The sequence below is a fragment of the Coprobacter tertius genome (genome assembly GCF_024330105.1).
GTDB lineage: Bacteria > Bacteroidota > Bacteroidia > Bacteroidales > Coprobacteraceae > Coprobacter > Coprobacter tertius.
Genome location: NZ_JANDHW010000004.1, coordinates 154,376 through 173,413, shown reverse-complemented (window position 1 = coordinate 173,413; position 19,038 = coordinate 154,376). Strand labels below are relative to the sequence as shown.

Annotated in this window: 19 protein-coding genes and 2 pseudogenes; 14 read left to right on the top strand and 7 right to left on the bottom strand. The window is 41.9% G+C overall.

What is annotated here, in order from left to right; translation table 11 throughout:
- Positions 1-41 precede the first annotated feature (41 nt).
- From NMU02_RS05555 to NMU02_RS05530, 7 genes and pseudogenes are all read right to left on the bottom strand, one after another.
- Positions 42-1,157, bottom strand: a complete 1,116-nt coding sequence (locus tag NMU02_RS05555) for an AraC family transcriptional regulator (protein WP_255026409.1) — start codon at positions 1,155-1,157, stop codon at positions 42-44.
- Positions 1,158-1,350: 193 nt separating this feature from the next.
- Positions 1,351-1,638 (bottom strand): virulence RhuM family protein, encoded by a 288-nt coding sequence (locus NMU02_RS05550; protein ID WP_255026406.1) that lies wholly within the window; start codon positions 1,636-1,638, stop codon positions 1,351-1,353.
- 14 nt (positions 1,639-1,652) lie between these two features.
- Positions 1,653-1,829 (bottom strand): annotated as a pseudogene (locus tag NMU02_RS05545) (site-specific integrase); the annotation flags it as partial.
- A gap of 25 nt (positions 1,830-1,854) precedes the next feature.
- Positions 1,855-1,942 (bottom strand): annotated as a pseudogene (locus NMU02_RS13765) (Arm DNA-binding domain-containing protein); the annotation flags it as partial.
- Between the two features lie 447 nt (positions 1,943-2,389).
- Positions 2,390-2,839, bottom strand: a complete 450-nt coding sequence (gene queF, locus NMU02_RS05540; RefSeq protein WP_255026401.1) for a preQ(1) synthase — start codon at positions 2,837-2,839, stop codon at positions 2,390-2,392.
- Between the two features lie 12 nt (positions 2,840-2,851).
- Positions 2,852-3,532, bottom strand: coding sequence for a queuosine precursor transporter (locus NMU02_RS05535; RefSeq protein ID WP_255026400.1), 681 nt, complete (start codon positions 3,530-3,532; stop codon positions 2,852-2,854).
- Positions 3,533-3,647: 115 nt separating this feature from the next.
- Entirely contained in the window at positions 3,648-5,468 is a 1,821-nt protein-coding gene (locus NMU02_RS05530) for a MutS-related protein (protein WP_255026399.1), read from the bottom strand.
- A 188-nt stretch (positions 5,469-5,656) separates the two neighbouring features.
- Here NMU02_RS05530 and NMU02_RS05525 point away from each other — a divergent pair, with 188 nt between their 5' ends.
- The 14 genes from NMU02_RS05525 (at position 5,657) to atpA (ending at position 19,034) form a co-directional block, all read left to right on the top strand.
- Complete coding sequence (locus tag NMU02_RS05525; RefSeq protein ID WP_255026396.1) at positions 5,657-6,052, top strand: DUF1573 domain-containing protein; 396 nt, start codon at positions 5,657-5,659, stop codon at positions 6,050-6,052.
- Positions 6,053-6,072: 20 nt separating this feature from the next.
- Positions 6,073-7,167 (top strand): DUF1573 domain-containing protein, encoded by a 1,095-nt coding sequence (locus NMU02_RS05520; RefSeq protein WP_255026394.1) that lies wholly within the window; start codon positions 6,073-6,075, stop codon positions 7,165-7,167.
- Between the two features lie 20 nt (positions 7,168-7,187).
- Positions 7,188-8,279, top strand: coding sequence for a methylmalonyl Co-A mutase-associated GTPase MeaB (meaB, locus tag NMU02_RS05515; protein WP_255026390.1), 1,092 nt, complete (start codon positions 7,188-7,190; stop codon positions 8,277-8,279).
- A 1,214-nt stretch (positions 8,280-9,493) separates the two neighbouring features.
- A complete protein-coding gene (locus NMU02_RS05510) occupies positions 9,494-9,844 on the top strand; it encodes an NADH-quinone oxidoreductase subunit A (protein ID WP_255026389.1) in 351 nt (116 codons plus the stop codon).
- Positions 9,835-10,419 (top strand): NADH-quinone oxidoreductase subunit B, encoded by a 585-nt coding sequence (locus NMU02_RS05505; RefSeq protein WP_255026387.1) that lies wholly within the window; start codon positions 9,835-9,837, stop codon positions 10,417-10,419. Before NMU02_RS05510 ends, NMU02_RS05505 begins: the two co-directional genes overlap by 10 nt.
- 21 nt (positions 10,420-10,440) lie before the next feature.
- Complete coding sequence (locus NMU02_RS05500; protein ID WP_255026386.1) at positions 10,441-12,069, top strand: NADH-quinone oxidoreductase subunit D; 1,629 nt, start codon at positions 10,441-10,443, stop codon at positions 12,067-12,069.
- Positions 12,070-12,105: 36 nt separating this feature from the next.
- Positions 12,106-13,182 carry an NADH-quinone oxidoreductase subunit NuoH gene (gene nuoH, locus NMU02_RS05495; protein WP_255026385.1) on the top strand — a complete coding sequence of 359 codons (1,077 nt, stop codon included), beginning with the start codon at positions 12,106-12,108 and terminating at the stop codon, positions 13,180-13,182.
- Positions 13,183-13,232: 50 nt separating this feature from the next.
- Complete coding sequence (gene atpD / locus NMU02_RS05490; protein ID WP_255026384.1) at positions 13,233-14,738, top strand: F0F1 ATP synthase subunit beta; 1,506 nt, start codon at positions 13,233-13,235, stop codon at positions 14,736-14,738.
- Between the two features lie 6 nt (positions 14,739-14,744).
- On the top strand, positions 14,745-14,978 hold the full coding sequence (atpC, locus tag NMU02_RS05485; protein ID WP_255026383.1) for an ATP synthase F1 subunit epsilon: 234 nt from the start codon (positions 14,745-14,747) through the stop codon (positions 14,976-14,978).
- Positions 14,979-15,026: 48 nt separating this feature from the next.
- Positions 15,027-16,082, top strand: a complete 1,056-nt coding sequence (atpB, locus tag NMU02_RS05480; protein WP_255026382.1) for a F0F1 ATP synthase subunit A — start codon at positions 15,027-15,029, stop codon at positions 16,080-16,082.
- A 52-nt stretch (positions 16,083-16,134) separates the two neighbouring features.
- A complete protein-coding gene (gene atpE, locus NMU02_RS05475; RefSeq protein WP_255026381.1) occupies positions 16,135-16,392 on the top strand; it encodes an ATP synthase F0 subunit C in 258 nt (85 codons plus the stop codon).
- Between the two features lie 12 nt (positions 16,393-16,404).
- Complete coding sequence (atpF, locus tag NMU02_RS05470; RefSeq protein ID WP_255026379.1) at positions 16,405-16,902, top strand: F0F1 ATP synthase subunit B; 498 nt, start codon at positions 16,405-16,407, stop codon at positions 16,900-16,902.
- 6 nt (positions 16,903-16,908) lie between these two features.
- Entirely contained in the window at positions 16,909-17,460 is a 552-nt protein-coding gene (locus NMU02_RS05465) for a F0F1 ATP synthase subunit delta (RefSeq protein ID WP_255026378.1), read from the top strand.
- Positions 17,457-19,034 carry a F0F1 ATP synthase subunit alpha gene (gene atpA, locus NMU02_RS05460; protein ID WP_255026374.1) on the top strand — a complete coding sequence of 526 codons (1,578 nt, stop codon included), beginning with the start codon at positions 17,457-17,459 and terminating at the stop codon, positions 19,032-19,034. The genes NMU02_RS05465 and atpA overlap by 4 nt, the downstream gene beginning before the upstream one ends.
- Positions 19,035-19,038 lie beyond the last annotated feature (4 nt).

The following is a 19,038-nucleotide window of genomic DNA, read 5'->3' as shown; positions in this document are numbered from 1 at the left end:
TCCTGCGGAGTCTGTTATTTACTCGAAGAAAGGGTGTGGTTTCAGCGTTTCGATGCGATCCGCCGCTGGTACTCGACCGGAGTTTCGCCCGTGAGTTTTTTGAAATGTCCGTAAAAATTGCTTTTGGTGGCGTAACCGACCTTTTTTGCGAGACCGTTCATGGAGAGACCGGATTCTTCGGCCATCGACTGTTTGGCGTATTCGATACGCAACCCGATCCGCCACGAGCGGAAATCCTGCCGGATTTCGGTTTTGAAATACCAATTAAGAAAATCCTTTGTCGTCCCCAGCTCCCGTGTGATTTGTTCCCGGCTCTCTTCGGGACGGGTGAAACCCCGCCCGGCAACCCAGCGTTCGAGCGCGATCCGCAGATGCTCTTTCTCCTTCGTTATCTCCGATGCGGACAATCCGGCCACGGCCACATCCGCCGCTTGCGGGAGAACCGGCTCCGGTTTCTGCATGACGGCAGGCAGGTAATAATTGATTTTTGCCGCATAGTTGGAAAAACGGTTGGCGAACCACCCGTAGAACAGGACGTAACCGACGGTAAAGAGATTATAGACGGCCGGCGGCAGCCACACGGACAGCGAGGCGACGATACCGACCGTGAGCGCGGCATAGAATCCGAATTTCGCCCAACGCAGCCGCGTATGCTGGTCTTCGTCGTAATACTCCTCCAACAGCCGCAGGCTTTCGGCATATTCGCGGCGGAACACCAGCGTATACCAGGCCAACTGTATCGCGTAGGCCGCCAATGCAACGTAGAATATCCACCGTGCATCGCTTCCGAGCGCCACCAGCAGGAACAGGGCCGCTGCAGCCGCAACGATCCCCACCTGCGTCCACACCCGGCGGCGGGTGACGTACAACGGCTGGATAAAGGTCAGCAGCGTGGCCGTGAACAGCAGGGATTGACAGGCGGCTGTGGCTACCGTAAGGACTGCAATGATTTTCCGGTCGGCTTCTCCTCCGCTGAGAAGCTCGCAGAAAGCAGGAGCGGCAAGGATGAAATAGGATGCGGCAAGGATGGCGCGTGCCGTGCGCAGCCGGTGGGTATCCTCCCCGCGGGGGATATGGATACCGCACAACTGCCAACCCAGAACGGTCAGGGCAATGCCTGCCGCGAGGGTCACGAACATATAAAAATCCAGCCACATATACTTGTTCTCGTCCGCGTCTGATGGGACACTCCAAAAGTAGCTATTTTGGCTGTTCGAGCCAAATAATTAAATTTCAAATCGATAAATAAATCTGCTGCGATTGGAAAATCGCATTTTTAACAGCTAAATTCCTCTTTGTACCGAATGATAATCGGAGCCGTCGCCTGTGTTGGGAAGGTTGCTCGTCGGATCAGCCATTTACACAAAACAGCGGCGCATTGCGCGTATTGAGCCGGAACGCAAGGGAGGCCACGACCTCTATACTATACACGTCCGCACCGTTGCCGTTTCCCAGACGAACGTACTTGCAGACCCCGTAATCATGCAGCGTATTGCTTTTGATGATTGCCTTGATGCCCGCGTTTACCGCTCCGGCAGTCGTGCCGAACAGCTCGGCAAGCTCCATTGCCGTCATCCATACCTCGCTCCCCGTCAGGGTTACGCCGTTGTCGCCGATTGTGATGCTGTCTCTTTTCATATCCTTTTAGATTATTAGATTGCCACACCAGCAAACTCCTCGATAGCGTTTAACTGCGCAGCAAGAGCGGTCATATCATTTTTAACTTTCTCTTTGGTAATCTTGGCGTAGATTTGTGTCGTGCGGATGTTCTTTTGCCCCAGAATCGAACTGACCGTTTCGATGGGCATATTGTTCGACAGACAAACGGGTCGCGCATGAGCCACCCGTTTTCGATGGTGGTACGCCCCATAACCGGAACCGTACCGTCTTTTCTGACATCTTTTCTTTTCAGGTAAAACAAAACGCTGAACGTACTTCTCATAACTCCCATTTTTAACGGTTCAAAACTATTAACTATGGAGTTATTCGTCGATACGCAAATCGCAGCCAATTAGCGCAATAGAATCTGAAAGCCCTCTTTTTTGCAACGTTCACCGAAAGATCGCTTACCTTTGCTTTCTGCAAAGGCCGGGAAATTGCCGCAAGCTACCTACTTTCGCCGCATTCTCCCTTCTTCGTTACCTCCTTTCAATCCCCGAAAACGGTTATGACTTGGTAACGCAACGGAGGTTTCCGTTGGCTTAGCTATTTACCAGCATCTTACCTTAAATCATTGTTTCACAATTCTATTGCTCCGTCTCGCGCGTTTTATTACCTCTAATGCATTTTTTTGTGAAAAAGTGCGCCCTGTAAGTCGAATAAACCGGTAGGGTGCACTTTATTATTAATTTGGAGTAGGAAATATACAAAAATCTACCCTTAATTTCTGTTATTTATGATTTTTGAGCCGATTTTTGGCCATTTCATAAAATTCGGTATCGGGTCGTCCGTAATTGCAATACGGATATATGCTTATACCTCCACGCGGGGTAAAAAAGCCGGTGACTTCGATGTATTTGGGGTTCATAAGCTTTATAAGATCTTTCATGATAATATTAACGCAATCTTCATGAAAAGCTCCATGGTTGCGAAAACTGAATAAATACAATTTCAGACTTTTACTTTCTACCATTTTTATATCCGGAATGTAATCGATTTGTATCGTTGCGAAATCCGGTTGTCCTGTAATTGGGCACAAACTTGTAAATTCGGGGCAGTTAAATCTTACCCAATAATCGTTTTCGGGATGCTTGTTCTCGAATGCTTCCAATACTTCGGGGGCATAATTTTGTTTATATTCCGTTTTTCCACCCAGCAGGGTAAGTCCTTTATTTTCCATTATTGAGGATATTTATACTTCTTTTATTTTCAGAATATTGTAAGAAATGTCTTTATCATATACGTCGCTTCCGTCGATTTTCTTAATGTATTTTACTACTTGTATGGTCACCGGTAATATTAGGGCTTCGTATCCTGATTTAAGAATGGCTTGTGTTATAATAAGTTTACATAAATCTTCAAATGGAACGATTCCTCCGAATGCGATAGGAAAAAAAATCAGTGAATCGGCACTTTCTCCCACTAATGTAGAAACCATAGCCCTTAATGAAAATCTTTTACCATTACTGGCAACTTTCATTCGGCTCATTACATAAGCGTTCAGGAACGAACCGGCCAGAAATGCTAATAAACTCGCTACGGCTATTCTTGGGGTGGCGGAAAAGACCGAGGCAAAAGATTCCTGCCCGTTCCAAAAACCGGCAGCTGGTAATAAAATTGCTATCTGTATGAATGCTACCGCGAGAAAATTCATGGCGAAACCGGCCCATATGATAAGCCGTGCCTTTTTATAGCCCCAAACTTCGGCGATACAGTCGTTGATAATATAAGAAATAGGGAAAACGATAAGCCCGGCAGTGGCGGTAATACTGCCTATTTCAATCATTTTAACTTCCAAAATATTGGAGATAATAAGGCATACGCAAAATAAAATCCCTAATGCCATAAAGGGAATGCTTACATTTTTTCTCATAAATCTTGTTTTTTACGTGGTTGTACAAGCACACGGGCCGCAAATATACGACATTAAGTAAATAAAAAAGGAATCGAATGCGTTAAAAAAGAAAATTGTCAGTATAGGCATGTTATTACAAGGAGCGGCTTTCGGGAATAATACCCATTTTTTTCATTAGGAAACAAGCATTCATATTTTGTGCGATACCGGGTTGTAGCCGATAAGAAAACGAGAGTTCGTTATCGGTGATATCGGCTTCGAACCGATAATTAAAAATAATGCCCGGATGATCATTGGCTAATTTACCCAGCATGAGGTCATGTGTAGCGATAACTCCCGATGCATTTAATCCGATCAATTGTTCGATAAGGGCCAGTGACCCGGTTTGTTTGTCGGTCGAGTTAGTCCCTTTTAATATTTCATCGAGAATGATAAACATTTTTTCTCCGGTATGCAATCTATCGACAATTGTTTTCAATCTTTTCAATTCTGCAAAAAAATATGATTCTTGGTCGCTTAACGAGTCGGTTGTCCGTAAACTGGTAAATAAAGAGCAAGGGCTAAAAATAAATTCTTTTGCGTACACCGGTGCTCCGGCTGAAGCTAAAAGAAAATTTACACCTATGGCTCGTAAATATGTGCTTTTACCTGCCATGTTTGCTCCTGTAATTACCAGAAATGAGGGACGACTTTCCATTGAGATATCGTTACATACGCAACGGTCTGCATTTATCAGAGGATGTCCCATCTCTCGGGCTCGAATTACGGGAGAATCAGAGTCATTAAGTGAAGGGAAAATATAGTTCGGATGGTTATAAGTGTAAGTTGCTAAAGAACATAATGCATCGAAGCGGGCGAGAACTTGTAACCATTTTTTTAATTCGCTTGCGTTTTTATCGAGCCATTCTCCGATTGCTGAAAGTTGCCGGAAGTCCCATAGTAAAAAGCCGTTAAGTAGTGCAAAGCCTATCCCGTTATAACGTTGGTCGAGATTAGATAATAATTGCCCGAGTTTTTTTATTCTTACCGAAACGGGTATACCATCTGTTTCGAGTTTATTTTTCAGGTCTTTTAATAAAGAACTCGAAAAATCGGTCGATTCTATTTGACTGATGAGTACGGCGTAGCTTTTGAGTGATTTTAGTCCATTGTTTAATTGTTCTTGTATACGAGTTATTTTTTTACTTTTAAAAATCGCTAATAAAAAGCAGGCAATAAAAAGATATAATATGACAATACCGGGAATAAAACCAGAGAGCCATGTTGCAAAAAGGAAGATGAAAATGTAGGGTATATAACGTGAAACAATACGCAACCATAAGGCCGGAGCCGGTTTTAAATCAGATATTTCTTCGATAATATATCGGTTCGAACGGTTTTCTTCCGATATCATGCCTTGCGCTAAAAGTTCTAACCTTAGTTTATTCATTCTCGAAAGTTCTTTTATCGCTTGTTGTTTCCGGCGAATATCCCGAATATCAGATGAGGGGTATTTTAACATTTCGGCAAGTTTATCTCGTCCGATAGAGGTGGCGCTTCGGTCGATATACGAAAATATCGACTTTGGTCCGAAAATATCGAGGTCATTTGAATAGTCGTGCGCCGAATCGGTATATTCGCTTCCTGTGTCGCATCCTTCGAAATCATATTGAAAAAGCCGTAACTCTTTTTTGCAAATATCACGAATCGCTTCTTGCATCGCTTTATTTATAAAATAACGGTTGTGAATACGCATCAATGTCAAAAATATCGCTAAACCGGTAATAAAAACCGAGAAAATAACGGTCGCACCTTTATCCCACAATAAATAAATTGCGGCGAGAGTAAAAAGAACAATGAGAAGTCGTAAAGTGCCGATCAGATATATTCTTTTTTGTGTAAAAGCGAGTTTCTCCTCGTTCGATAGTATTAATTCTTTGTAATAATTGAGAGGATTTTTTTGTATTTTATCCATATTAATTGTTTATTGTTAAGTGCAAATATAATTCAAAAGAACTCCTGGATAAACTTATTGGTAGGATTTTTGTAATTCATTAGGCGATGTTTGTAGATTTATCAGAAGTAATAAACTTTGCAAAGATTTACCCATGAATGCATAAAATGAATATATTTGTCTTTCGGTTTAATTTAAATAAGATTGATATGAAAAGAATAATCTTGTTTTTTGCGATGATTCTCATCGGTACTACGCTTGCGTTTGCTCAAAAAGAAGCGCGCATACAGTTTAAAGAAATTACACATAGCTTTGGTAACGTTCAGGAATCTGATGGTACTGTAAGTTGTGAATTTGAATTTGTGAATACAGGGAATGCACCTCTTATTATTATACGCGCTTCAGCTTCCTGTGGATGTACGATACCCGAATATCCGCAGCAGCCGGTTGCTCCCGGTAAAAAAGGTATTATAAAAGTAACTTATAATGCAAAAGGTCGTCCGGGAGCATTTCAGAAAAACGTTTATGTTTACAGTAATACTAAACCCGATAAATCGATATTGACGATTAAAGGGACGGTGATTCCGTCGGTAAATAAAAAATAAATGATAAGGATTTACAGGCTATGGAAATAATCAGTCGGTTATATTTTTTTATCATTCTTTTTTCTTTTTCTCCGCTTTTGTTATTTGCGCAGTCCAGCCCAAAAATAGAATTTACGGAGACGAACCATGATTTCGGCAGTTTTTCGGAAAGTATCGGTAGTGTGACATGTGAATTTAAATTTAAAAATACGGGAGATTCTCCGTTAGTGATCACTCGCGTAACAGCATCTTGCGGATGCACTCGTCCTGAATATCCCAAAGAACCGATAGCTTCTGGAAAAACCGGAAAAATAAAAGTAACATACAATGCGAAAGGGCGTCCGGGGCGTTTTCTGAAAAATGTTTACGTTTATGCTAATACCGATCCGGATAAACAAATTCTGTATATTAAAGGAAATGTAAATTCAGAGGGTAGGAGTACAGGGGCATTGAGCGGTGTAAAAATGGAGGGTATAACTCTTAAATCTACGCATTTGCCTTTTTTTGAAGTATATACTCGGCAGCCCAGAGTCTTATCGGTCGGCTTTGAAAACAATACGCATTCTCCTTTGAAATTAAATTTCGAGCGGGTGCCTCTTCATCTTACGGTCAAACAAGTTCCCGATGTCGTTGCTCCTGGTGGAAAGGGAGAAATTGAGGTTGAATATGATGCGGCTGCGGCAAAAGATTGGGGTATGCGTCGCGATGAATTTCTTATTCGGTTTCCAGGGGAATCTATGGCATCTCCTTTTAACAAGATAACGGTTTCGGCAGATATACGAGAGGATTATTCGGGTCTCTCAGAAGAACAAAAAGAAAAAGCTCCGAAAATTGTATTAGACAAGAATACCGTAGATTTTGGAGATATATCCGGAGATAAACCGGTCGTTGCTGTTGTGAATATTACCAACGAGGGGAAAATGAACTTGCAGATACGTAAAGTGTCTAATGAATCGTCTGTTATGACAGCAACTATATCGAGAATGAGCGTACAGCCGGGAAAAACGATACAATTAAAGATAACTGTAAATCCGCGTAAAACGCGCAGTCGGTTACTAAACCAACGAGTATTTATTATTACTAACGATCCTGTTACACCAACGGTTTCTTTACCGGTCATCGGTAATTTTAAATAATAATATATTGATTTTAGTACATGGAACACATTGAGAATGACTCCTGCTTTGAGGGACTTGCTGTAAATAAAGGTGTTGAACAACCTCCTTCTGTAAATCCTTATCTTAATCGTATGCGCAAAATAAAGCGGAGACAATATACGGCTGGAGAATACATAGAAGGAATATTGAAGGGAGATATCTCTATATTAAGCCAAGCGGTTACGTTAGTTGAAAGTAACTTGCCGGATCATCAGGCTTTAGCCCAGGAGGTGATAGAAAAATGCCTTCCGTATGCCGGAAATTCTATACGTATCGGAATAACCGGAGTTCCCGGATCGGGGAAAAGTACTTCTATCGATGTATTCGGTTTACATGTGCTTAAAAAAGGAGGTAAGTTGGCTGTTTTAGCCATCGATCCCAGTAGTGAACGTTCTAAAGGCAGTATATTGGGAGATAAAACTCGTATGGAGAAGCTTTCGATTCATCCCGGAGCATTCATTCGCCCTTCTCCTTCGGCCGGATCATTGGGAGGAGTAGCCCGTAAGACACGGGAAACAATTGTTTTATGTGAGGCTGCGGGCTTCGATACTGTATTTGTCGAAACCGTCGGAGTGGGACAATCGGAGACAGCGGTACATTCCATGGTCGATTTTTTTCTGTTAATACAATTGGCCGGGACCGGGGATGAGTTACAGGGAATAAAACGGGGCATAATGGAGATGGCTGACGGCATTGTCATCAATAAGGCCGATGGAGATAATATTGAAAAGGCTCGTTTGGCTCAGGCACAGTTCAAAAATGCTTTGCATCTTTTCCCTCCTACGATGTCGGGTTGGCAACCGCAGGTACTGACTTATTCGGGCTATTATGAATTGGGGATTCCTGAGGTATGGAATATGATCGATTCATATATGGAGTTTGTAAAGAAAAACGGTTATTTTAATCATAAACGTCAGGAACAGGCTAAATATTGGATGTACGAGACGATAAACGAACAATTAAAAGAGCATTTTTATCGGAATAATGAAATCAAAGAAATGCTTAAAATAAAAGAATCGCGTATTCTCTCTGACGAACAGAGTTCATTTACCGCGGCTCGGGATGTTCTCGACTATTATTTTAAAAAATGAAAATATAATATTTATCGAAAATAATACCTCGAAATCCATATGGGTTTCGGGGTATTTTTGCTACTATCAGCAATCCAGAAATAGAAAATTCCACATGTATAGAATTCCTAATGTGAGAAATCCGATTTCGAACACACCCAGAATGAGGGATTCTAAAGGCCCCTTTTTTATACAGGAAATCGTATATATCAGGTTTATGACAAGTTGAATAAATGCTAAGCAAAGTATAGAGAATGCGGTATAAAAAACCGGTTTGCTATTATAAACGTCGAGCGTGTAAGATAAAGTATAAAAAGAGATGATGAAAAGTGCCGTAAGAATAAAACTGTACGGCCAGAATATCTTTACCATTTTGCTTGTTTTTGGGGGACTGTAAGTAATCAGATTATATTTTGTAATGCACTTCTTATATGCAAATATACTATTTATTATAAAAACGGCAATATGTCATGTTTCTTATTTGAATGGAGTTAAATTTTATAGATAAATAGGCTTGAGAATAATTATTTTGAATATTGATCTGACTTTTTGTTAGATTTAATCTGACGGTGGAAAATTTTCGACGAATAATTAAGTATGTTTTATTTATGGGATTTAATATTTGTTGTCCGAAAGTTAGTCTGTAACTCTTATTCTTCATTCTATAAGACATAAATGTAATTTTGATAAAGATGTATTAACGTTTTTTTTATTTTAAGCATCTCAAAAATAACTCCGAATAATTTGTTCGCCTTTTATTAATTGTGTTACTTTGGACTCGATTAATGAAAATCGTTTAAAAGGAGTACATAAAAAGGGAATTTTATATACTCCTACAAACGAGGAGGATAAGAGATCATAATATAGACTATGCTTGATTTTCGAATGTTTACATTTCTTTTATGATGTTTATTTACAGGAGATTATTGTTTTTAGTATTTTCTGTTTCTGAGGAAATCATAAAAGATTGATAGTATTGCGGAAATACGGGCCTTTTATACCGATGATCGTTTTCGAAAATGATTTTTTATCCTGATGATAAAATGGGTAAAGTATTACGCATTACCGGATGATGTTTCAAATTATTACATGCTCTACCGTAGGGACGTGATTATTTGGAATATCCTATTTTATTTACTGGGAGTGCCATAAATTTTATCAAAAATAAAAGCGAAGAAATATTCGTGAAATACGTTTAGTGATAAGTATAATTTCAAATATATTATTGTATTGATATGAATTCTGCATTATTTGTCGTTGTATTTCTTACAGGACTGGCCTTAGTGGCTGCAGCATTACTGGTAGCCGGACTTATTGCACCCCGGTCGTATAATCCGCAGAAAGGAGAAGCATACGAGTGTGGTATTCCAACTCATGGGACATCGTGGATGCAGTTTAAAGTAGGTTACTACCTGTTTGCCATTCTTTTTCTGATGTTCGACGTCGAAACCGTATTTTTATTCCCTTGGGCGGTGATCGTCAGAGATTTAGGGGTAGCCGGACTCATTAATATTTTGTTTTTCATGATAATCCTGATATTCGGATTAGCATATGCCTGGAGGAAAGGAGCGTTAGAATGGAAGTGAAAATAAAATCAATGAAGCATGATGACTTCAAAGACAATGAATATATCGATAAGTTGGTTCAGCAGCTTCGTGAATCGGGTACCAATGTGGTGGTCGGAAGTCTTGATGAACTTATTAACTGGGGGCGTTCTAATTCTTTGTGGCCCCTTACGTTTGCAACCAGCTGTTGCGGTATCGAGTTCATGTCGGTGGGCGCAGCCCGTTACGATATGGCCCGTTTCGGCTTCGAGGTAGCGCGGGCTTCCCCTCGTCAGGCCGATTTTATTATGGTCGCAGGTACGATCGTTCATAAAATGGCACCGGTTCTTAAGCGTTTGTATGACCAAATGGCTGAACCAAAATATGTAATTGCCGTAGGAGGGTGTGCCATATCAGGGGGCCCCTTTAAAAATTCTTATCATGTGCTGAAAGGTGTAGGCGAGATTCTTCCGGTAGATGTTTATATTCCCGGTTGTCCTCCCCGTCCCGAAGCTATGCTTTACGGTATGATGCAACTACAACGTAAAGTAAAAGCCGAACGTTTCTTCGGTGGAGTTAACCGGCAAGAGAAGAGACCGAAAGATTTTGATAAATAAAAACATAATCGAGTTCGATTCATGGGAAATATACAAGAAAAAATATCCAGCTTTATGCCCGAAGCTGTTTTTGAAGAAGGCCAGTATCTGACGGTATCGGTGCCTTCGGGCAAATTGCACGAATTAGCCCGTTTTCTCCGTGATAACGAAGACCTGAAATTCGATAATTTGGCTTCGCTTATCGGAAATGATTGGGGTGAGACTCTCGGAGTTGTTTATTATCTTAATTCAACGGTTTATAATCATTGGGTCATTCTTAAAACAGAAACTTCCGATCGTGAGAATCCTTTGTTATATAGTGTTTGTGATCTTTGGAAAAGCGCTACGTTAAACGAACGGGAAGTTTATGATTTTTATGGAATACGGTTTATTAACCATCCCGATATGCGTCATCTTTTTTTACGGGAAGATTGGGTCGGTTTCCCTTTCCGTAAAGATTATGATGCTAATCCCGAACTGAACCCGATCCCTGTCGATAATGAGGAGTGCAATGATAAAACGATCATGTTGGTAGAAACTCCCGACGGAAAGATCGAAGAAAAAGAACGTATTCTATTTGAAGAAGACGAATATGTGATAAATATAGGGCCGCAGCATCCCGCGACACACGGAGTATTACGGTTTAAGACTTCGCTCGACGGTGAAAATATCAAAAAAATAGATGTACATAGCGGTTATATCCATCGCGGAATAGAAAAGTTATGGGAAAGCATGACTTATCCGCAAACTTTGCATATGACCGACCGTCTCGACTATCTTTCGGCTCATAATAACCGCCATGCGCTTTGTCTTTGTATAGAAAAAGCGATGCAACTGGAAGTTCCTGAAAGAGCGCAGTATATTCGTACGATGATGGACGAGCTGATGCGTATTTCCTCGCATTTATTGTTCTTTGCAACAATGTGTATGGACTTAGGTGCTCTTACTGCATTTTTTTACGGATTTCGCGACCGCGAGAAAGTTCTTGATATTTTCGAAGAAACTTGTGGCGCGCGAATGACGATGAATTATGATGTGATCGGAGGAGTTATTGCCGACCTGCATCCCGATTTTCAGCGTAAAGTAAAAGACCTTATCGCTTATTTACCCGATAAACTGAAAGAATATCATCAGGTATTTTCTGGAAATGTGATCGCTCAACAACGATTAAAAGGGGTAGGGGTACTTTCCCGCGAAGATGCGATTAATTATGGAGTGACCGGCCCTTCGGGACGGGCGTCCGGTTGGGCTTGCGATGTGCGTAAATGTACTCCTTACGGTGTTTATGATAAGGTAGATTTTGAAGAAGTGTTATTTACAGAGGGTGATTCTTACGCACGTTATCTGTTGCGTCTCAAAGAGGTAGAACAGTCGTTACGTATTCTCGAACAGTTGGTAGATAATATTCCTGAAGGGGATTATTGCGCAAAAACAAAACCGGTTATCAGAGTGCCGGAAGGTCGTTATTTTCAGCAAGTGGAAGCAGCCCGCGGAGCATTCGGCGTTTATCTTGAAAGCCGTGGCGATAAAACTCCGTATCGATTGAAAGTCACTTCTCCGGGATTGACGCTCGTTGGTGCGATCGACCACATGACGCGCGGATCAAAGATTGCCGACCTTATCGCTATCGGTGGATCACTCGATTATGTAGTACCCGATATCGACCGATGAAACAGTAATTACAAACTCATATAATTGAAATATATCATGTTCGATTTTTCAGTCATAACCCATTGGATAGATGCTACGTTGCGGTCGTGGATGCCTGGCGGTGCAGCACTCTTTGTCGAATTCGTTCTGGTGGGTGTCGCGTTATTATTGACTTACGCCGTAATCGCATTGGCGTTGATTTATGCCGAACGTAAAGTTTGTGCTTTTTTCCAGTGCCGTATCGGGCCGAACCGTGTAGGACCTTATGGAATTATACAGAGTGTTGCTGACATGTTTAAAATGTTGATAAAAGAACTTATTGAAATAAAACATGTCGATAAATTCCTTTTTAACCTGGCTCCTTATATTGTGGTCGTATCATCGATGCTTGCTTTCGGATGTTTACCTTTCGGACGCGGATTGCAGGTAATCGATTTTAATATTGGGATATTCTTTATTATGGCCGTTTCTTCGATCGGGGTGGTAGGTATTTTACTTGCAGGATGGTCGAGTAACAATAAATTTACGCTTATCGGGGCTATGCGAAGCGGTGCCCAGATGATAAGCTATGAATTGTCTATCGGGTTATCGTTTCTTACGGTAGTCATATTTGCCGGTACGATGCAGACTTCGGCAATTGTAGAAGCCCAAAATTCAGGATGGTTCCTCTTTCGAGGGCATCTTCCTGCAGTGGTCGCATTTATTATTTATTTGGTTGCCGGTTCAGCAGAAACCAACCGCGGTCCGTTCGACCTTCCAGAGGCAGAGTCGGAGTTGACGGCAGGTTATCATACAGAATATTCGGGAATACATTTCGGGTTTTATTATTTGGCCGAATACCTTAACCTCTTTATTGTATCGGGAATTGCGACATTGCTTTTCCTCGGGGGCTGGATGCCTTTGCATATCGGTGGTTGGGAAGGATTCAATCAGGTAATGGATTATATACCGTCTGTAATATGGTTTTTCGGTAAAACTGCGGTGGTAATGTTCATTTCGATGTGGTTTAAATGGACTTTTCCCCGTCTGCGTATCGATCAGTTATTACGACTCGAATGGAAATATCTGGTGCCCATCAGTCTTGTCAATCTTTTTGTGATGGTACTGATCGTAATATTCGGTTTGCATTTTTAATGCCGGAAACGGTTTCATCATATAGTATAAACAGTTTTAAACGATGAATTATGAGAGATAAATTTGGATATATAACTCAGGTTATCGGTCCTGTCGTCGATGTTTCTTTCGAAGATAGCGAATTGCCTCCCATCTATTCGGCTCTGAAGATCGAGCGGGAAGACGGGGCAGATCTTATCGTGGAAGTAGAACAACACATTGGCGAAAGTACGGTACGCTGCGTTGCCATGGATACTACCGATGGTTTGCAGCGCGGTATGAAAGTCATCGATTTGGGACGTCCGTTGTCTATGCCTACCGGCTCGCAGATTAAAGGTCGTCTGATGAACGTAACCGGTGATGCAATCGACCACCTTCCGGCTCTCGATTATACCCATTTGCAGCCCATACACCGCCCTGCTCCAAAATTTGAAGATCTGTCTATCAATACCGAATTTTTATTTACCGGGATTAAGGTAATCGACTTGCTCGAGCCTTATTCTAAAGGAGGTAAGATCGGTTTGTTCGGTGGCGCTGGTGTAGGAAAGACCGTGCTTATTATGGAAATGATAAATAATATAGCAAAAGGTCATAACGGATTTTCTGTATTTGCAGGCGTTGGGGAACGTACTCGTGAAGGGAACGACCTGTTGCGTGAAATGATTGAATCGGGCGTAATCAAATACGGAGAGAAGTTTAAAGAGGAAATGGAGAAAGGTAATTGGGATCTCAGTAAAGTAGATCTCGATGAATTAAAAACCTCTCAGGCTTCGTTGGTGTTTGGGCAGATGAACGAACCTCCCGGAGCACGTTTAAGAGTAGCACTTTCCGGGCTTACTGTTGCCGAACAGTTTCGCGATTCGAATGAAGGAGGAAAAGAAATTCTTTTCTTTATCGATAATATATTCCGTTTTACGCAAGCTGGTTCCGAGGTTTCGGCTTTGTTGGGACGTATGCCTTCTGCTGTCGGTTATCAACCGACGCTGGCTTCTGAAATGGGAGCTTTGCAGGAACGTATTACTTCAACAAAGACCGGATCTATTACTTCTGTACAAGCAATTTACGTGCCGGCCGATGACCTTACCGACCCTGCTCCTGCTACGACATTTAACTTCCTCGATGCAACGACGGTATTGAGTCGTAAGATAACCGAGTTGGGAATATATCCGGCAGTAGATCCGTTGGAATCTACTTCGCGTATTCTCGATCCTCTGATTATTGGTGAAGATCATTATAATACCGCACAGGCTGTTAAACAGTTGTTACAGCACTATAACGAGTTACAGGATATTATTGCTATTTTAGGCGTGGACGAATTGTCGGATGAGGATAAACTTGTCGTTGCTCGTGCACGTCGTGCACAACGCTTCTTGTCACAGCCATTCCATGTTGCCGAACAGTTTACAGGACTTCCCGGTGTAATGGTGCCGCTGGAAGAAACGATTCGGGGCTTCAAGATGATTCTCAGCGGAGAAATGGACGGATATCCCGAACAGGCGTTTATGAATGTGGGAACAATCGATGAAGCGATCGCCAAAGGCGAAAAAATGATGGAACAAGCAAAAGAAAATAAATAATTCGCTATGGATCTCGAAATTATTTCTTCAGAAAAAGTACTCTTTAGAGGTAAAGTACGTCGGGTTACTCTTCCCGGTACGATGGGGTCTTTTACGGTTCTCGAAGACCATGCTTCGTTGCTTTCGACTCTTACGCCCGGAGTAATTGAATATGAGGCCGAAGGAGAAGTAAAAACGGTGCCTATCGATGGCGGATTTGTAGATGTAAATAATAATCGTGTTGCGGTATGTCTGCAATGACGAATGCCGGAAGACGGGAAATTGTCTTTTTTCAAAGGAGATAAAGAAATGAAGAATAAAGTAATTTGTTTGGTCATAGGTTTTCTTACTCTGTTTATTACGGGAGTATTTGCTGCCGGGAACAACGAAGGAGAAGAAAAGCCTTTTGATGCCAAAGAGGCTATTTTCGAGCATCTTCTCGATAATTACGGGTGGGAGTTGCCTTTCTCTCACGAAAATCGTATGCCCTTACCGGTCATCGTTCGTGACCATAACGGAAAATGGAATATCTTCAGTTCTCAGAAACTCGAGCACGGACAGTCATATAATGGTTTTTATATAGCGTCAGAGGGAGATCATAAAGGGAAAATCGTAGGTATCGATGATAACGGAAACGCATATCGTCCTCTCGATTTTTCGATTACAAAAAATGTAATGGCTCTTATAGTGGCGGCCTTCCTTATTTGTCTATGCATTTTCCCCTTGGCTCGTTGGTATCGTAAACACCCTTACAAAGCTCCCCGTCGTTGGCTCGGTTCTATCGAGTTTGTAATCGATTTCGTATATGGGGGAGTGATAAGACCTATTCTGGGTAAGGAGGCTACGAAGTTTGCACCATATTTACTGACTCTTTTTTTCTTTATACTCGGTATAAATATACTCGGTATGATCGTAGTATTTCCGGGAGGGGCCAATTTGTCGGGAAACATTTCGGTAACACTTGTTTTGGCAGTATGTACGTTTTTGGTAGTGAATCTTACCGGAACCAAACATTATTGGAAGGAGATCTTTTGGCCCGATGTGCCTACTTGGATTAAGTTTCCGATGCCGATCATGCCGTTGATCGAAGTATTTGGTGTAATTACTAAGCCGGTAGCATTGATGATTCGTCTTTTTGCCAATATGCTCGGCGGACATCTTATAGTACTGGTCTTAATTTCTTTGATATTTATTTTCGGAACAATGGGAGTTGCGGTACTTAGCGGGACGACTGTATTATCGGTCGCATTTTCGGTATTTATGAATGTATTGCATTTCCTTATTTGTTTTATTCAAGCATATGTATTCACGATGCTTTCGGCTCTCTTTATTAGTTTAGCGAGAGTAAAAGAAGAGCATCATTGAGACTTTCGATATAGAAAAATGATTAATGTATAACTTTTAAAATGTAAATGCTATGTTAGGAATGATTTTATTACAAGCAGCTGCAGCCGGTGCAGGTTTAGCAAAATTCGGCGCATGTATTGGTGCAAGTATAGCTGCCATCGGTGCAGGGATCGGTATCGGTAAGATCGGAGCTTCGGCTATGGAATCGATCGCGCGTCAGCCCGAATCAACTAACGATATCAGAACAAATATGATTGTAATCGCCGCATTGGTAGAAGGTGTGGCTCTGTTTGCTATTATCGTTTGTTTGTTAGCTATATTCTTATAATAAGTAGACATCATGGAACTGTTTAAGCCTGAATTCGGGCTTGTTTTCTGGATGTTTTTTGTCTTTGTGGTGCTGTTTGCCATATTGGCGAAATATGCATGGCCTTTTATCGTAAAAAGTATCGACGAGCGTGCCGATCTTATCGATAAGGGAGTCACTTATTCGCAAGAAGCGAAGGCACGCTTGGACAATGCTACTGAAGATGCACAGGCCCTATTGGCTGAGGCCCATAAACAACAAATGGATATTCTGCGTGAAGCTGCTAAGATGAAGTCTCAGATTATTGAAGAGGCGAAAAAAGCGGCCGGAGAAGAAGCCAAAAAAGTAATGGACGCCGCAGCCGTGTCGATAGAGCAGGCTCGGAAGGAGTCTGAACAGCAATTCCGAAACGAAGTCAGCGAGTTTGCTTTGCAAATAGCTGAAAAGCTTACTCGAAAAGAATTGTCGAAAGATAAGACTCAGATCGAGATGATCGACAAAATGTTGAATGATATAGAGAATAAAAACTGATAGAACATGAACGAAGGGTTAATTTCAAGCAGATATGCCAAGGCTTTACTCAAGTTTGCGTTGGAACATAAGATTACCGATCGCATATATGAGGACGTCAAAATACTCGAACAGAGTTTTGCGACTCATCCCGATTTGCAGAAAGCATTGATTAATCCAGTGCTGACGGCAACCGAAAAAGTTTCGCTTCTGGCTGCGGCTGTTGGTGAAAAACCATCGGAAGAGTTCCTTCGTTTTGTTCGTTTGGTAACCAAAAACCGGCGCGAAGAATTTATGCGTCAGATCGGGTTGATGTATCAGAAGTTGTATCGCGAATCGAAAGGAATATCGCTTGTGCATATTGTTACGGCGATCGGTCTCGATGAGGAAACGCTAGCTAAAATAAAAGAACTGGTACGAGAAAAGGTTAGCGATAAGGTAGAATTTACCTATGAGGTAGACCCTTCTATTATCGGCGGCTTTGTTTTAAAAGTAGATTCGATGCAGCTCGATGCTTCGGTAAATAATGAATTAAAATTATTGCGTTTAAAATTACTAAACAGCAAAAAACGATTATGATAAAACCTAACGAAATATCTGATATTTTAAAACAGCAACTCGACGAGATCGATACCAAAATCGATTTTGAAGAAGTCGGGACTGTACTCGGTATCGGTGACGGCGTTGCCCACGTATTCGGTCTCGATAACGTACGGGCCAGCGAACTCCTCGAGTTTGAAAATGGTGTAAGAGGGGTTGCGATGAATCTCGAAGAGAGCAATGTAGGTGTGATCTTGCTGGGTTCTCCCGAAAAAGTGGAAGAAAACATGAGTGTACGTGGTACGGGTAAGATCGCATCTATTCCCGTAGGTGAGGGTTTACTGGGACGTGTGATCAACACGTTAGGTGATCCTATCGATGGTGCAGGGCCTATACAAGGCGATACGGTACAATTACCGCTCGACCGTAAAGCTCCTGGTGTGATTTTCAGGCAGCCCGTAAATCAGCCGTTGCAAACCGGTATTAAAGCTGTCGATTCTATGGTTCCCATCGGTCGTGGACAGCGTGAGCTTATTATTGGTGACCGTCAGATCGGTAAAACCTCTATAGCAATCGATACGATTATAAACCAGCGTAAAAATTATCTTGCCGGAGATCCCGTATATTGTATCTACGTAGCTATCGGACAGAAAGCTTCTTCGGTGGCTACATTGGTAAATACCTTGCGCGAGCACGGTGCATTGGATTATACGATTGTAGTTGCTGCTAATGCTTCCGACTCTGCTGCGATGCGTTATTATGCTCCGTTTGCGGGAGCTGCTATCGGAGAATATTTCAGAGATAGCGGTCGTCATGCATTAGTCGTTTATGATGATTTGTCGAAACAGGCAGTGGCATATCGTGAGATATCTTTGATTTTGCGTCGTCCTTCAGGACGTGAAGCATACCCGGGCGATATTTTCTATCTGCATTCCCGTTTGCTCGAACGTGCGGCTAAAATTATAGCTAATGATGAAGTCGCCGCTACGATGAACGATCTTCCCGAAGTGCTGAAACCTATGGTAAAGGGAGGCGGGTCGCTTACGGCATTGCCTATTATCGAAACACAGGCCGGAGACGTTTCTGCATATATCCCTACTAATGTGATTTCAATTACCGATGGTCAGATATTTCTCGAAACAGCACTATTTAATCAAGGTTTCCGACCTGCGATCAATGTCGGTATTTCGGTTTCCCGGGTGGGTGGTAATGCCCAGTTGAAAGCAATGAAGAAAATTGCCGGAACTCTGAAAATAGATCAAGCACAATATCGTGAACTCGAATCGTTCTCTAAATTTGGCGGCGATCTCGATCCGGTAACGGAAATGGTGATCGATAAAGGACGTAAAAACAGTCGTATTTTGGTACAGCCGCAGTATTCGCCAATGCCGGTGGAAGAAGAAATGGCCATTATATATTGTGGTACTAAAGGTCTGTTGCAGAAGGTACCTCTCGATAACGTATCGGAATTCGAGAACATGTTTTTACAGATATTACGTACAAAATATCAAAAGGAAGTATTAGATGTATTACATCAGGGCAAACTCGATGAAACGGTTGAAAAACTATTGCATGAAGTTGCTTCGGATGTAGCTAACCGATTTAAGGCTTAATCGT

Excerpts from the sequence above, each read along its gene's own strand:
- NMU02_RS05500 (WP_255026386.1), top strand. The coding sequence starts at position 10,441 with ATGGGAAATATACAAGAAAAAATATCCAGCTTTATGCCCGAAGCTGTT.
- NMU02_RS05555 (WP_255026409.1), bottom strand. The coding sequence starts at position 1,157 with ATGTGGCTGGATTTTTATATGTTCGTGACCCTCGCGGCAGGCATTGCC.
- atpD (WP_255026384.1), top strand. The coding sequence starts at position 13,233 with ATGAGAGATAAATTTGGATATATAACTCAGGTTATCGGTCCTGTCGTC.
- NMU02_RS05550 (WP_255026406.1), bottom strand. The coding sequence starts at position 1,638 with ATGAAAAGAGACAGCATCACAATCGGCGACAACGGCGTAACCCTGACG.
- NMU02_RS05510 (WP_255026389.1), top strand. The coding sequence starts at position 9,494 with ATGAATTCTGCATTATTTGTCGTTGTATTTCTTACAGGACTGGCCTTA.
- NMU02_RS05505 (WP_255026387.1), top strand. The coding sequence starts at position 9,835 with ATGGAAGTGAAAATAAAATCAATGAAGCATGATGACTTCAAAGACAAT.
- atpC (WP_255026383.1), top strand. The coding sequence starts at position 14,745 with ATGGATCTCGAAATTATTTCTTCAGAAAAAGTACTCTTTAGAGGTAAA.
- meaB (WP_255026390.1), top strand. The coding sequence starts at position 7,188 with ATGGAACACATTGAGAATGACTCCTGCTTTGAGGGACTTGCTGTAAAT.
- atpA (WP_255026374.1), top strand. The coding sequence starts at position 17,457 with ATGATAAAACCTAACGAAATATCTGATATTTTAAAACAGCAACTCGAC.
- NMU02_RS05465 (WP_255026378.1), top strand. The coding sequence starts at position 16,909 with ATGAACGAAGGGTTAATTTCAAGCAGATATGCCAAGGCTTTACTCAAG.
- NMU02_RS05520 (WP_255026394.1), top strand. The coding sequence starts at position 6,073 with ATGGAAATAATCAGTCGGTTATATTTTTTTATCATTCTTTTTTCTTTT.
- NMU02_RS05535 (WP_255026400.1), bottom strand. The coding sequence starts at position 3,532 with ATGAGAAAAAATGTAAGCATTCCCTTTATGGCATTAGGGATTTTATTT.
- atpB (WP_255026382.1), top strand. The coding sequence starts at position 15,027 with ATGAAGAATAAAGTAATTTGTTTGGTCATAGGTTTTCTTACTCTGTTT.
- NMU02_RS05530 (WP_255026399.1), bottom strand. The coding sequence starts at position 5,468 with ATGGATAAAATACAAAAAAATCCTCTCAATTATTACAAAGAATTAATA.
- nuoH (WP_255026385.1), top strand. The coding sequence starts at position 12,106 with ATGTTCGATTTTTCAGTCATAACCCATTGGATAGATGCTACGTTGCGG.
- atpF (WP_255026379.1), top strand. The coding sequence starts at position 16,405 with ATGGAACTGTTTAAGCCTGAATTCGGGCTTGTTTTCTGGATGTTTTTT.
- NMU02_RS05525 (WP_255026396.1), top strand. The coding sequence starts at position 5,657 with ATGAAAAGAATAATCTTGTTTTTTGCGATGATTCTCATCGGTACTACG.
- atpE (WP_255026381.1), top strand. The coding sequence starts at position 16,135 with ATGTTAGGAATGATTTTATTACAAGCAGCTGCAGCCGGTGCAGGTTTA.
- queF (WP_255026401.1), bottom strand. The coding sequence starts at position 2,839 with ATGGAAAATAAAGGACTTACCCTGCTGGGTGGAAAAACGGAATATAAA.